The organism is Tessaracoccus luoxuelianae (assembly GCF_054483915.1).
Genome location: NZ_CM137013.1, coordinates 2638187 through 2651912, shown reverse-complemented (window position 1 = coordinate 2651912; position 13726 = coordinate 2638187). Strand labels below are relative to the sequence as shown.

Sequence of the window (13726 nt, the reverse complement as noted above, 5' to 3'; positions counted from 1 at the left end):
CCCCATGAGCGAGCACATCGAGGCGGAGTCGGGGGTGACCTCCCCCGATCTCCGTAGGCGCTGGACAGAGCTGAACCAGGTGCTCACGGAGGCGCAGGAGGCCTACTACGGTGCTGCGGCGCCCACCCTGTCCGACGCGGACTACGACGCGGCCATGCGCACGCTTGAGGCTTTGGAGCGGGAGCACCCATCGCTGGTGACGCCCGATTCCGTCACGCAGCGGGTCGGGGCAGCCCGGGTCACGGACTTCAAGCCAGTGGAGCACCGGCGCCGGCTCATGAGCCTGGACAACGTGTTCTCGGACGAGGAGCTCGCGGCCTGGCTGGCCAGGACCCCCGCCGAGCGTTACCTGTGCGAGCTGAAGATCGACGGACTGGCAGTCAACCTGCTGTACCTCGACGGGCGGCTGAGTGTCGCGGCCACCCGCGGCGACGGGCGGGTGGGGGAGGACGTGACGCCCAACGTCCTCACACTCGACGGCGTCCCGCACCGACTGTCGGGGGATGCCCCGGCCGTGCTCGAGGTACGCGGCGAGGTGTTCTTCCCGGTGGCCGGCTTCGAGGCGCTCAACGAGAGCCTCGTCGAGGCGGGCAAGGCCCCGTTCGCGAACCCCCGCAACGCCGCCGCCGGGTCGCTACGGCAGAAGAACCCGGCCGTCACGGGGTCGCGGCCGCTGCGGATGCTGGTCCACGGCATCGGCGCCGTCGAGGGGGCCGAGTTCAGCCGGCAGAGTGAGGCCTATGCGCGAATGCGGGAGTGGGGCCTGCCCGTGCCGGACACGTTCGTGGTGGTCTCCTCGCCCGACGAGGTGGCCGGGTTCGTGAAGCACCACGGCGAGCACCGCCACGACCTCAGTCACGAGATCGACGGCATCGTCGTCAAGGTCGACGACCTGGCCGAGCAGGACCGGTTGGGGTCCACGTCGCGAGCCCCACGGTGGGCCATCGCCTACAAGTACCCGCCGGAGGAGGTCAACACGAAGCTGCTGGACGTCCGGGTCAACGTGGGCCGCACCGGCCGGGTCACGCCCTACGGCGTGATGGAGCCCGTGTTCGTCAGCGGCTCCACCGTCGAGATGGCCACCCTGCACAACGCCCACGAGGTGGCCCGCAAGGGAGTGCTGATCGGCGACACCGTGGTCCTCCGCAAGGCCGGCGACGTCATCCCCGAGATCGTGGCGCCCGTGGTAGCGCTGCGCGACGGCACCGAGCGCCCGTTCGTGATGCCCACGCGCTGCCCGTCCTGCGGCGCCGAGCTGCGGCCCGAGAAGGAGGGCGACAAGGACATCAGGTGCCCCAACGCCCGCAGCTGCCCCAGCCAGCTCCGAGAGCGGCTCTTCGCCCTTGCCGGGCGGGGCGCGTTCGACATCGAGGCCCTCGGCTGGGAGGGCGCCGGAGCGCTGCTGGCCAGTGGGCTGATCGCCGACGAGGGGGCGCTGTTCACGCTCACCGCCGAGGACCTGCTCCGCACGGACCTGTACACGCGACAGGCCAAGGCTGCGGAGCTGACGGACCCTCCGGCCACCGGCGTCCGCGACTCCCGCGTGCTGTCCGCCCAGGGAGAGAAGCTGCTGGCCAACCTCGAGGCGGTCAAGACCCAGCCGCTGTGGCGGGTGCTCGTCGCGCTGTCCATCCGCCACGTCGGCCCGACCGCCGCCCGGTCGCTGGCCGGGCGCTTCGGCTCGATGGAGGCCATTCGCGCCGCCAGCGTCGAGGAGCTGGCCTCCGCCGACGGCGTGGGCCAGGTGATCGCCGAGGCCATCGTCGACTGGTTCGAGGTGGACTGGCACCGCGACATCGTCGAAGCGTGGGCCGCGGCCGGGGTCCGGATGGCCGACGAGGTGGACGACTCAGCGCCGCGCACGCTCGAGGGGCTCACGGTGGTGGTGACCGGTGGACTGGAGGGCTTCACCCGCGACGGCGCCAAGGAAGCAATTCTGGCGAGGGGCGGCAAGGCGTCTGGCTCCGTCAGCAAGAACACCGACTTCGTGGTGGTGGGGGAGAACGCCGGCTCCAAGGCCACCAAGGCCGAGCAGTTGGGGCTGCGGATCCTCGACGAGTCCGGGTTCGTCACCCTCTTGGCCGAGGGCCCGGCCGGGGTGGAATAGTTGCCCCATGCGAGTCCACATTGCCACTGACCATGCAGCGTTCGAGCTGAAGAACTACCTCGTCGAACGGCTGCGGGAGGACGGCCACGACGTCGTCGACCACGGCGCGCACACCTATGAAGCGCTCGACGACTACCCGCCGCTGATCATCCCCTGTGCCGAGGCGGTGGCGGCCGAGCCGGGCTCGTTGGGCATCGTGCTGGGCGGATCCGGCAACGGGGAGCAGATGGCCGCGAACAAGGTGAAGGGGATCCGGGCGGCGCTTGCCAACAACGTCGAGCTGGCACGCCTGACCCGCGAGCACAACGACGCCAACATCATCGCCCTGGGCGGACGGATGCAGAGCCTGGAGGCGGGCTACGAGATCGTCGCCACGTTCCTGGCCACGCCGTTCAGCGGCGATGAGCGCCACCAGCGTCGGATCGATCAGCTGTCGGCGTTCGAGGCACGCTGACGCGCTCTACTGGCTGGAGGAGGTGTTTCATGTCACGCGCCTGGCCCACCATGGCGGAGGTCGCCGACGCGGTTTCCCGCGAGCTTGCCGTGGGGGACATCGACATGGCCCACCGACTCGTCATGGACGGTGTCAACCGCCTCCCGGCCGCGGCCGAGGCGGGGCTGTTGAGTCACGTGCTGGAGCCGCCACCGTCGACTGGCGACCAGCGGTGGGACGCGCTTCTCGCAGCCGCCGTCCGTTACCGCCTCCATGGGCTGGGGCGGCAGGCCCCCGAATGGACCGTCAAGGAACCCCTCAACGTCTTCTGGTGGCCGACCCGGATCAGCGCGTCTCAGCAGTACAACGCCATGGCCCACACACCCGCCGAGTTCCGCCGCCTGGGGATCTTCATCGACGAGCGAGACCTGACGAGCGCATGAGCACCCTGGATCGTGAGGCCGTGCTGGACCTGCTGCGTCAGGTCGGCGCCCGCCTGCAGGCCCAAGGGGTCACGGCGAGCATGCCTCACCCGAGCACCTCATCGCCATGAAGCTCCGGGCCATGCGCAGCAGGGACATGGAGGACCTGGACGTGCTCTTCCGTCTCTCCGGGATCACTAGCCCGGAACAGGCGGCAAGGATTCACGACAGGCTGTTCTCAGAGGCCGACATCGGCTATGGCGGAGCGGACGAGAGTCTGTTCGCTGCCCAGATGGTGTTCGATCGGGCGCGCCGCGCTGGCAGGCCGATCGCACCGTAGGCTCACTTGGGGTGCGGGGCGCTCCGGGATGGGGTCTCGCCGCGCGGGCGCTTCGGCGGCGGGAGCAGACGGGCACGCAGGGCGCGGTGGTGATCCACCAGGCCCGAGATGCCGTCGCGGCCGAACTCGCGGCGCTGTTCCTCGCTCATGGGCACATGCTACGCCCGGCTAGGCTGGGCCGATGCCCGAGGGACACGTCATCCACCGCCTCGCCCACGCGCTGACCGACACCTTCGGCGGCCGGCCGGTCAACGTCACCTCGCCCCAGGGACGATTCGAGGCTGCCCCGCTCGACGGCGCGGAGATCGAGCGAGGCGAGGCGGTGGGCAAGCACCTGTTCATCGACTTCGCCACAGGCGACGTCGTCCACATCCACCTGGGCCTGATCGGCAAGCTGACCCTCGAGCCGCTTGCGCCCCCGCGCGGCCAGGTCCGGCTCCGGATCGACGACGGCGTCACCGCGGCCGATCTCCGCGGCCCCCAATGGTGCCGGACCCTCACCCCGGCCGAGCGGGACGCGGTGGTCGAGGCCAGCGGGCCGGACCCGCTGCGCGTGGACGCGGATCCGGCCAAGGGCTACGAGCGGCTGCGGCGCTCGGGCAAGTCCATCGCCGCGCTGCTGATGGACCAGCGGGTGGCGGCCGGCGTGGGCAACATCTTCCGCGCCGAGGTGCTGTACCGGCACCGGCTGAATCCCACCGTGCCCGGAAACCGCATCGACGAGCGCACCTGGAGCGCGCTCTGGGACGACCTCGTGGGGTTGATGGGCTACGCCGTGCAGCAGGGGCGCATCGACACGGTGCGCGACGAGCACGGGCCGCAGGCGCAGGGCCGCGACCCACGCGTCGACAGGCACGGCGGCGAAGTCTATGTGTACCGCCGCGCCGGTCAGCCCTGCCTGGTGTGCGGTACCGAGATCCGCACCACCGTGCTCGAGGGCCGAAATCTCTACTGGTGCTCTCGCTGTCAACGCCGACGCAGGGCTGCCGCTGCGCACTAGTCTCAGACGATGGACTGGAGCGCATACGCTGCCGTGCTGTTCGACCTCGACGGGGTCATCACCCCCACCGCACAGGTCCACATGCAGGCTTGGGATGAGATGTTCAACGGCTTCCTCGCGGAGATCCCCGGGCAGGCCCCCTACACCGAGTTGGACTACTTCAACTACGTCGACGGGAAGCCGCGCTACGACGGCGTCCGCGACCTCCTCGCCTCGCGCGGCCTCACCATCCCGGAAGGCAGCCCCGTCGACGATCCCGCCCTGACCACGGTGTGCGGACTCGGAAACCGCAAGAACGACACGGTGACCGCGGTCATCGAACGCGACGGCGTGGCCGCCTACCCCGGCGCGGTCCGGCTGATCGAGGAGCTGGCAGCCAGCCACCACAGGCTGGCGGTCGTCTCGTCGTCGAAGAACGCTCACCTGGTACTCACCGCCTCAGGCCTGCTGAAGTACTTCCCGGTCATCGTCGACGGCAACCTCGCCCACGACGAATCGCTGCCGGGGAAGCCGGCGCCGGACACCTTCATCCGCGCCGCCGCACTACTCGGCGCCCTGGCCAGCGAATCTGTGGTGATCGAGGACGCGATCTCGGGTGTCGCGGCGGGCGCGGCCGGCCACTTCGGGCTGGTGATCGGGGTCGATCGCGGTGTGGGCGAAGAAGCCCTGCTGGCTGCCGGGGCGCACCTCGTCGTGACCGACCTCGGAAGCCTGGTGTCGCGATGATCCGCGAGATCGCGGCCGACCCGCTCAACCGGATGCGGTTCCCGATCGACGAGTGGCGGCTGGTTGAGGTGGAGCCGGACACCGCCGACGTCGGCGTCACCGAGACACTGTTCGCCGTCGGCAATGGCTACCTGGGGATGCGCGGCAACCCCGAGGAGGGCCGCCCCAGCTACGCCCACGGGACCTTCATCAACGGGTTCCACGAGACGTGGCCGATCAAGCACGCCGAGGAGGCGTTCGGGTTCGCGCACACCGGCCAGACCATCATCAACGTGCCGGACGCGAAGCTGATGAAGATCTACGTCGACGACGAACCGCTAGTGCTGTCCGTGGCGGACCTCGACGACTACGAGCGTTCCCTGGACTTCCGCAGCGGACGGCTCACCCGGACGCTCATCTGGCGCACCCCCGCCGGTAAGCGCGTGCGGGTCCGCAGCTCGCGCATGGTCTCGTTCACGGACCGGCATCTGGCCCTCATGGAGATCGAGGTGACCGTGCTGTCGGGTGGCGGCGCCCCCGTCGTGGTCACCTCGCTCATTGTCAACAGGCAGGACGGCTACACCGACTACCGCCGTCCGGACGCGGGCGGCGAATCCTGGGATCCGCGGCGCTCCTCGTCGATCAACGGGCGCGTGCTGCAGCCCGAACTGCACTGGTACCGGGGGCAGCGCATGTTGTTGGCCTACCAGACCAGCCGCTCCGGGATGACCATCGCGGTGGGGGCCGATCATTACGTCGACACGGAGAACCCGGTGGAGATCTTGTCGTCGACGGAGGACGACGTCGGCAAGCAGGTGTTCCGCGTGGAGGCCGCCGAGGGGGTCCCGGTGCGGGTGCGCAAGGCGGTGGCGTACCAGACATCGCGGGGGGTGCCCTGTGCCGAGCTCTCCGACCGCTGCCGGCGGACGCTGGACCGGGTGCGCGACAACGGTTTCGAGCACTACTACGACAGGCAACGGCAGTGGCTCGACAAGTTCTGGCTCGATGCCGACGTCGAGGTGGAGGGCCAGCCGCACATCCAGCAGGCCGTGCGGTGGTGCCTGTTCCAGCTGGCCCAGGCCACGGCGCGCAGCGACCAGCAGGGGATCGCGGCGAAGGGAGTCACCGGCTCCGGGTACGAGGGGCACTACTTCTGGGACACGGAGATCTACCTGGTCCCCTTCCTCATCTACACCGCGCCCGGCGTGGCGCGCAACGCGCTGAGGTTCCGGGTCAATCTGCTGCCCCAGGCCAGGGAGCGGGCCGCGGTGATGTCACAACGTGGCGCCCTCTACCCCTGGCGCACGATCAACGGCGAGGAGGCCTCCGCCTACTACGCGGCAGGCACGGCGCAGTACCACATCGATGCGGATGTGGCCTTCGCCTTCTCGAAGTACCGCGACCTCACCGGCGACACCGAGTTCATGTACCGCGACGGCGCCGCCGTGATGGTGGAGACGGCCCGGCTCTGGGCGGACCTCGGCTTCTGGAGGGCGGAGTCCGACGGCACTCAGCGGTTCCACATCCACGGCGTGACCGGGCCCGACGAGTACACGGCGGTGGTCAACAACAACATGTTCACCAACGTCATGGCCCGGGCGAATCTCCGCTCGGCCGCCGCCCTGATGCGGGAGATGCGCGCGACCGACGACCACGCGTACCGCCGCGTCGCGGCCGCCCTTCGGCTGGACCCAGCCGAGATCGACGAGTGGGAGGCCTGCGCCGACGGGATGGTCGTGCCGTTCGACGAGACCTTCGGCATCCACCCCCAGGACGACAAGTTCCTCTCCTCAGAGCTGTGGGACCTGCCGAACACACCCGAGGACAAGCGACCGCTGCTGCTCAACTACCACCCGCTGGTCATCTACCGCTTCCAGGTCCTCAAGCAGGCCGACGTGGTGCTCGCGCTCTTCCTTCAGGGCGACGAGTTCACCTCGGAGGAGAAGCGTGCGGACTTCGAGTACTACGACCCCATCACCACGGGAGACTCCACACTCTCGGGGGTGGTGCAGTCCGTGATGGCGGCCGAGGTGGGATACCAGGACATGGCCATGCAGTACTTCCTCTCGGGCCTGTACGTGGACCTGGCGGACCTTCACTCCAACGCCCGGGACGGGGCGCACATCGCCTCCACCGGCGGGGTGTGGAACGCGCTGGTCTACGGGTTCGGGGGGCTGCGTGACCACCACGGCCGGATCTCGTTCGACCCACGGCTCCCGGCGGGGTGGGCGGCCCTCACGTTCCCACTGAGGATCCGCGGCTCCCGGCTCCGGGTCCGCTTGAGTGCGCAGGCGATCTCATTCGAGGTGGAGGAGGGCGGCGCGGTCGATCTCACCGTCCGCGGGGCGGCCGTGACGGTGCAGCCCGGTTCGCCGGTCACCGTCGTGCTGGAGGATCAGGGTACGCGGCTACCCTCTATGGAGGGCAGCCCCCTCGTCCTCGGAGAGAACCGCGAGGACGGGTCTGTGGTCCGCGCGATTGTGCCCGAGTCGCATCCCCAGGAAGTGACGAGTTCTGACTGATGACTGCTGAAGTGACCGGCGCTGTGCGCGAGGCGTTCGAGTCGCGCACCACCGCCCGCGGATTCGAACTGCTCGGCGAGGGCAGGCTGACCCGCCTCGCCGTCGAATTCCAGGATGGTTGGGGCCACCCGCGCCCCGCCGCGGACGCGGTGGGAGTCGACGTCGAGCATGAGGCCGGCGTGGCCGCCACTGTGCGGGTGCGTTCCGGGCAGCGGATGCGCCTCGAGGTCTCGCTGGAGTCCCAGTCCCAGGACGTGGTGACGGTGCCCGGCCCCCTCCTGCGCGTCGAGGGACTCCTCGAGCCAATCTCCTGGTTGGCGGGCGCGTCAGGGGAGATCGCACTGCGCTCCGCGGCCGGGCCCGGGCTGCTCACCCAGCGGCGCGGGTTGTCCGCCCCGTCGGACGAGGTAGGGGTGTCCTACCCGCTCGAAGAATCTGTGCTCGTGCGTCCCCGGCAGATGGTGTCGGCAGCATGGACCTACGAAGCGCACCATGGGGACGAACTCGAGGTCCCTGCCGAGCCGTCATGGTTGCCGTGGGCACGGCACGTCCCCCTCGGGCAGCCGGTCGAGTTCAGCGCGCCCGACGGCACGGTCACCGTCCCTGACGGGGTCCAGATGGAGGAGAGTGAGGGCGAGTTCTCGCTCGTCACCCCGCCCGGTCTGGTGCAGGTGGGGGTGTGGGGGCCCGGGGGGCGGACCTCGGTGGAGGTGGGCGCCTTCCGGGACCTTGCGGTGCTGCGAGGCGAGCTGATGGCCTCCGGCCCGAGGAGCGACGCCTGGGCCTACGTCGCGGTGCGGCACATGCTGGACGCGTGGGCCTCCGATGACCTGCTCGACGCCGTCGACAGGGTGATCGGCGAGCACCAGGACAGACCCACGGCCTGGATCGCGTGTGCGGCCGCTCTGGCGGGGCAGCTCGGGCTTCCCGTGGCGAGCGAGGCTGCGGCGTCGGCCACCGAGGTGCTGGCGCGGGCGTCGCGCCGCGACGGGGTGCTGCTAGCACTGCACGGGCTGGTTCCCATCGAGCTGGGGTCCGGGACATGGCCGGTGGGGGACTTCGACGTGCTGGGGGCGCAGGCGTTCGCGGCCATCGGGTTCGGGCGGATCAGCACGGATCCGAGGCCGCTCCGCGGGGCCGATGTGGCGTTGGCGAAGCTCTACGCGGCCGGGCTCGGGGAGACCGAACGAGGAATCCGGCTCGCCGCCTACGCGCAGGCGGCGGAGAACCGACTCCTGTGTCAACTCTCCACTCAACCGTCGGTCTCCGACGTGGCCTGGTTGTCGATCTAGCGGCCTCCCCGCTCTGAGGAGGGTCGCCCGCGTAACGCCGTGGGTCCATTTTCGTTCCCTGAGGAGGCGCGCCGCCGAAGGCGCGGGTGCCGTCTCGAAGGGTTGTGACTGCCACCTTCACGCGATCTCCCCGCACTCGTCCTGCTTGTGGCGTGGTCTGGTCCGGGTGTGGGCCGACAGGGCGGCGTTGGGGTCGGGCCTGCTGGGGCGGGATGCCAGCTGGGTTGTGGTCGGGTTGGGCACCGCTGCGCAGTGCCGCCCTGCCGTCCCCCACCTTTACTGTCGGGTGCGGGTTTTCGACCCTTCGGGACTCAAGCGGGGACCCTCAGGGCCCGAGTTTGGCCGTCCCTCTATAGGAGGCTCCCTGAGGTAACCGAGACTTCCTCTGGCCCGGGTCAGCTGATGCGGCCGAGTTGGTCCTCGAGGTTGAAGACCTCCTCCAGCAGCACCATGCCCTCGTCGGGGGCCACGGCGAGGTCGGCGAAGAACTCGCCCATCTCGGCCTGCCAGCGGGCGTTGACCTCGGTGTTGCCCATCGCCTCCTGGGCAGCCGCCAGGTCGTCGGATTCCACGTAGCCGATCAGCAGCCCGTCTGCGCGCATGAACAGCGAGTAGTTGTGCCAGCCCGACGCCTTGAGCGCCTGCAGCATGTCCGGCCAGACGGCGGCGTGGCGGGCCTTGTACTCATCCAACCGGTCGGGGCGGACGTGGAGTTCGAAGCAGTAGCGGCGACGGGTGGTCATGGGGCGTCCTCCTGGGATGCGACCGAATTGAAACGATCGAATCACGGGCTTCCACTCATGTCAAGGGAGCCGGGCGACGCAGGACGCGGCAGAGGGACCCGCACGGCGTGCGGGTCCCTCTGATTGCCGTGGCGTGTGCCAGATGTCAGCCGAGCAGCGCGGCGGCGTCGACCGTCGGCGGCACGATGACCTTGTCGATGACGTGGATGACGCCGTTGGAGGCATCGACGTCAGTGGTCACGACATTGGCGTCGTTGACCATGACGCCGCCGTCGGTGGTGATCGCGATGGTGGAGCCCTCGACGGTCTCGACATCGCCGGCCGTGACGTCAGCGGCCATCACCTCGCCGGACACGACGTGGTAGGTCAGGATGCTGGTGAGGGCGTCCTTGTTCTCCGGGAGCAGGAGGGCGTCGAGCAGGCCCTCGGGGAGCGCGTCGAATGCGTCATCGGTGGGCGCGAAGACTGTGAAGGGCCCATCGCCGGACAGTGTCTCGACCAGGTCGGCCGCGGTCACCGCCGCGACGAGGGTCTCGAAGTCGGGGTTGCCAGCAGCCACGTCCACAATGGTGCCGGCCTCCTCCATGGGGGCCTCAGACATCGACTCGCTCATGGACTCCGACGGCGAGGCCGCGGCGCTGGTCGTCTCAGCGGTGGTGGCCTCCGGGGTCATCTCGTCACTGGCTCCCGCGCATCCGGACAGGAACAGAAGTGCTGCGACGCTTCCGGCAGCTGCGATCTTGATGTTCATGGTGTCTCCTTGGGGTGGGATGAAGCTGCCGTGTGCAACTCGCTCTCACAGATGGATTCGCATGAAGTGCCGCCCTTGGATGCACCTGGGGCCAGGTTTTTTCGGACGCGATCCTGAAGACCGGCCGACACGTGATGGCACTGGGTGGTTTCCGAGGAGCCGCGCAACGAAGATGATGACCTGGCTGCGGCCCTGAGGGCCGCACCCACACGATTGAAGCCGACGTCATCGGGCGCCGAGGACAAGCTCTGCTACGGCACCCCGGTCTACGCCCTTGCAGATGGGGAGGCGTAGCACGAAGTCGAACCCTGCTGCGTAGGCACCGTTCACCGGCCAGGTGCTGGGACCGACCGACGAGGCCACGGTCGTCCACGCCTCACCGCTCCTCCGCCGTGGGGAGGTATCTTGGGGCGGCATCGGCGAGGTTGCTCTTCGCTCTGTGAGGTCACGGCGGGCGGTGACGGCGCTCCGCGGAGCGGTCCGCAGGGTGACCTCGGGATGCCTCGGTAGCGCCGCTCGATGGTGGAGTGCTGTGGGGGGGCCAGTTGGGGTAGTGGCGGCCGTGGTCGGGTCAGGCATCTTTGGCCTCGCGGCCGCCCACCTCAGCACCTTGGCGGCGGGGGCTTTGGAGAGGGCTGCGGTGAGGTGTGCGAGGCGTGTGACGCGCATGGTGCCGAGGGTGGTGTCGACGGGGAGCGCGTCGATGGTTGTGGTGTCGCGGAGGGTGAACACGATCCGGCCTCCGGTTGTGAGGTTGACGGGTCGGTGGTGCTCGGGTTGGGCGATCACGGTGGCGCCGATGGCGCGGGGGATGGCGTGCCAGTGGCGGGCGGCGCCGATGCCGGCGAGCACGGGGATGCGGTCGCTGTAGGAGGCGGTGGCGTAGGCCATGGCGGCTTCTTCGAACGGCGGTTTCCAGGGTTCGCTGGGGGCGCCGGTGTCGGGCTTGGCGATGTAGGTGCCGTGGGCGATCCTCGCCGCCACTTTGGACCCGCGGCCGGCCAGCCTGGCGGTGACGCATTGGTCCTCGCGGTTGCTGGCGCCTCGGCTGGGGGTCGACCATGCCACCGTCGCCGCGGTGTGGAAGGAGTTCGGGGTCCGCCCGGGGAAGGCGGAGACGTTCAAGTTCTCCACCGATCCGGAGCTGGTGGCCAAGGTCACCGACGTGGTTGACCTGTACCTGGCACCGCCGGACAACGAGATCGTGTTGTGTGTGGATGAGAAGTCGCAGATCCAGGCGTTGAATCGGACCCAGAAGGTGCTGCCGATGGCACCCGGCCATGCCGAACAGCGCACCCACGACTACGTCCGCCACGGCACCACCACCCTGTTCGCGGCGTTGGAGATCGCCACAGGGAAGGTCACCGGCCTGTGTAAGGACCGGCATCGGCATCAGGAGTTCCTGGGTTCCTCAAGCATGTGGCGGGCGCCTACCCGACCCAGGAGCTGCATTTGGTGATGGACAACTGCGCCACCCACAAGTAGGCCGAGGTCCGTGACTGGCTCGACGCGAACCCTCGGATCACGGTGCACTTCACCCCGACCTCCGGCTCGTGGCTGAACCTGGTCGAGGTCTGGTTCGGGATCATCGAAAGACAAGCCATCCGGCGCGGGACCTTCACCTCGGTCCGCGATCTGACGGGCAAGATCCGCGCCTTCATCAACGGATGGAACCGGCGCAAACACCCATTCATGTGGACCAAAACCCCCGACCAGATTCTCGACCGAATCGACCGGAAACGTAAACATGTCTCACTGACACGCCACTAGGTTTTTGCAAGGTGTGTTACATTTTTGCAGTCTTGAATTGGTCAACTTGGAGCATGTCATGTCTCAGGCCTTCGTAGACAGTCCTGTCTCACCGGGTCGTTGACGGTTATGTCTCACTGGTGTCGGGTCGCCAGGGTCGGATTGTGAGCAGTTTAACGGTGCCGGGGGGGACGGTGCCGGGGTGGGACACGTGACCGAGGAACACGCCGTCGGGGTCGAAGATCTCGATGGTGGTGGCGTCGAACATGACGTGCAGGGTTTGGCCGGCGAGCCGTTTGCTGACGTAGATCTTGGCGCGACAGATGTGGATACGGCCGTCGGTTGCGACGCGCCGGTCGGCCCATCGGGCCGTGTCGGAGGGGTCGGTGGGGGTGCGTTCGCCCATCATGCGGCGAGCGGCACCGGAACGGACAGTTCTCCGGCCGGGGTCGCGGGTCGGGGCCACGACCGGCGGCGCCACCTCCGGCGTGGGTGGGCCGGGCACGGCTTTCGCTTTGGCCTGGTAGGCCTCGGCTGGGGTCTGATCCGGGTCGAGTGCCTGATGCGCCCGCTGGGTGTTGTAGTACTCGTCGAACTCGTCAACGAGCTCAGCGAGCCGCTGCGCGGTGCGGATCGGGCGGTGGGCGTCGAGGAACTTCTGGATGGTTCGGTGCAGCCGCTCATTCTTGCCCTGGGTGGTGGGTTTGCCGGGACGGCCGGTGATCGGTGCGACGCCTTGATGGCGCAGGTAGACCTCCAGCTGTGAGGTTCCGCCGCGTCGGGCCTGGTTGAACGCCGTGCCGTTGTCGGTCAGGAACCTCGCGGGTGCGCCATGACGGCCGATGGCGGCGGCGACCACGGTGATCGCCGCCTCGCTGGTCTCCGACCGCGCCACGAGGGAGGCCAGGATGAACCGCGAGTGGTCGTCCTCGACCTGCAGCACGCACCGCTTCGACCCGGCCTCGTCATCGAGGCGGTACTCGAACCCGTCGAGTTGCCAGCAGCCATTGGGATCGGGGTACCGGAACCGGCGGTAGGACGCCCTGGGGCGTTTCGCCGGCTCGGGCGTGACCACCCCGTGACGGGTGAAGATCCTCGCCAGCGTGGCCCGTGACGGCGGCGTCACACCTTGCCGGCGCATCACTGCCGCCACCGACAACGGTCCATGATCCCAGCCAGCCCGCTTCAGATCGGCCCGGACCTGCAAAGCCAGCACTTCCAGCTCGTCGCTGGTGCGTCGCGTCACCGACCTGGCCACCGGCTGCCGGGCAGTGACCGCGGCAAGCTTGCCCTCGGTCTGCGCCCGCGACCTCACCTTGTAGAACTCGGCCCTCGAAATCCCGTGCTCACGACAGAACCGAGTGACCTCACCCCGACGAGGCTGGTCAGGGAAATTGATGATCAGGTGACGAACACGAACGTCGATACGGGCAGCCATGCCGATGACCCTCGCCGCCGACCACCGCGCCAGGGCGATCGTCCACGAAGGCGTGAGACAGAACCGTCAACACCCACCGTCCACGAAGGTTGAGACACATCTGTCAACGAAGCACTGAGACAGCACCGTCTACGAAGGTATGAGACTTCGCAGGTCAACTTGGAGCATCGGTGGGGCAATTCTCTTCGTCGGAATTTACACCGGAGATCGTACGGTCCCTCTTC

General features: G+C 68.7%; 13 protein-coding genes and 1 pseudogene. 9 read left to right on the top strand and 5 right to left on the bottom strand.

Annotated features, from left to right (window positions below; genetic code table 11):
* Positions 1-4 precede the first annotated feature (4 nt).
* From ligA to ACX1D1_RS12145, 4 genes are all read left to right on the top strand, one after another.
* Positions 5-2107 (top strand): NAD-dependent DNA ligase LigA, encoded by a 2103-nt coding sequence (ligA, locus tag ACX1D1_RS12160; RefSeq protein ID WP_459054719.1) that lies wholly within the window; start codon positions 5-7, stop codon positions 2105-2107.
* A 7-nt stretch (positions 2108-2114) separates the two neighbouring features.
* Positions 2115-2561 carry a ribose-5-phosphate isomerase gene (locus ACX1D1_RS12155; RefSeq protein ID WP_459054718.1) on the top strand — a complete coding sequence of 149 codons (447 nt, stop codon included), beginning with the start codon at positions 2115-2117 and terminating at the stop codon, positions 2559-2561.
* A gap of 29 nt (positions 2562-2590) precedes the next feature.
* Positions 2591-2983, top strand: coding sequence for a hypothetical protein (locus tag ACX1D1_RS12150; RefSeq protein ID WP_459054717.1), 393 nt, complete (start codon positions 2591-2593; stop codon positions 2981-2983).
* A 121-nt stretch (positions 2984-3104) separates the two neighbouring features.
* Positions 3105-3302 carry a hypothetical protein gene (locus tag ACX1D1_RS12145; RefSeq protein WP_459054716.1) on the top strand — a complete coding sequence of 66 codons (198 nt, stop codon included), beginning with the start codon at positions 3105-3107 and terminating at the stop codon, positions 3300-3302.
* A 2-nt stretch (positions 3303-3304) separates the two neighbouring features.
* Here ACX1D1_RS12145 and ACX1D1_RS12140 read toward each other — a convergent pair whose 3' ends face one another.
* A complete protein-coding gene (locus ACX1D1_RS12140) occupies positions 3305-3451 on the bottom strand; it encodes a hypothetical protein (RefSeq protein ID WP_459054715.1) in 147 nt (48 codons plus the stop codon).
* A gap of 32 nt (positions 3452-3483) precedes the next feature.
* On the opposite strand from ACX1D1_RS12140, the gene ACX1D1_RS12135 reads away from it, so the two are divergent.
* Genes ACX1D1_RS12135 through ACX1D1_RS12120 form a run of 4 tightly spaced genes read left to right on the top strand, consistent with a single transcriptional unit; the run spans position 3484 to position 8821 of the window.
* Entirely contained in the window at positions 3484-4302 is an 819-nt protein-coding gene (locus ACX1D1_RS12135; RefSeq protein ID WP_459054714.1) for an Fpg/Nei family DNA glycosylase, read from the top strand.
* A gap of 9 nt (positions 4303-4311) precedes the next feature.
* Positions 4312-5028: an HAD family hydrolase gene (locus ACX1D1_RS12130; RefSeq protein WP_459054713.1), complete on the top strand. Its 717-nt coding sequence runs from the start codon at positions 4312-4314 to the stop codon at positions 5026-5028.
* Complete coding sequence (locus ACX1D1_RS12125) at positions 5028-7529, top strand: glycoside hydrolase family 65 protein (protein WP_370586085.1); 2502 nt, start codon at positions 5028-5030, stop codon at positions 7527-7529. Before ACX1D1_RS12130 ends, ACX1D1_RS12125 begins: the two co-directional genes overlap by 1 nt.
* A complete protein-coding gene (locus tag ACX1D1_RS12120; protein ID WP_459054712.1) occupies positions 7529-8821 on the top strand; it encodes a hypothetical protein in 1293 nt (430 codons plus the stop codon). Before ACX1D1_RS12125 ends, ACX1D1_RS12120 begins: the two co-directional genes overlap by 1 nt.
* 395 nt (positions 8822-9216) lie before the next feature.
* Here ACX1D1_RS12120 and ACX1D1_RS12115 read toward each other — a convergent pair whose 3' ends face one another.
* The 3 genes from ACX1D1_RS12115 to ACX1D1_RS12105 form a co-directional block, all read right to left on the bottom strand.
* On the bottom strand, positions 9217-9564 hold the full coding sequence (locus ACX1D1_RS12115) for an L-rhamnose mutarotase (protein WP_459054711.1): 348 nt from the start codon (positions 9562-9564) through the stop codon (positions 9217-9219).
* A 145-nt stretch (positions 9565-9709) separates the two neighbouring features.
* Positions 9710-10315 (bottom strand): fasciclin domain-containing protein, encoded by a 606-nt coding sequence (locus tag ACX1D1_RS12110; RefSeq protein ID WP_459054710.1) that lies wholly within the window; start codon positions 10313-10315, stop codon positions 9710-9712.
* Between the two features lie 225 nt (positions 10316-10540).
* On the bottom strand, positions 10541-11299 hold the full coding sequence (locus ACX1D1_RS12105; RefSeq protein WP_459056612.1) for a hypothetical protein: 759 nt from the start codon (positions 11297-11299) through the stop codon (positions 10541-10543).
* Between ACX1D1_RS12105 and ACX1D1_RS12100 the strand changes: the two are divergent.
* A pseudogene (locus ACX1D1_RS12100) lies at positions 11286-12085 on the top strand (IS630 family transposase); the annotation flags it as partial. The gene ACX1D1_RS12105 and the pseudogene ACX1D1_RS12100 sit on opposite strands and share 14 nt — an antisense overlap.
* A 106-nt stretch (positions 12086-12191) precedes the next feature.
* Here the strand turns inward: ACX1D1_RS12100 and ACX1D1_RS12095 are convergent.
* Positions 12192-13502: a DDE-type integrase/transposase/recombinase gene (locus ACX1D1_RS12095; protein ID WP_459054709.1), complete on the bottom strand. Its 1311-nt coding sequence runs from the start codon at positions 13500-13502 to the stop codon at positions 12192-12194.
* Positions 13503-13726 lie beyond the last annotated feature (224 nt).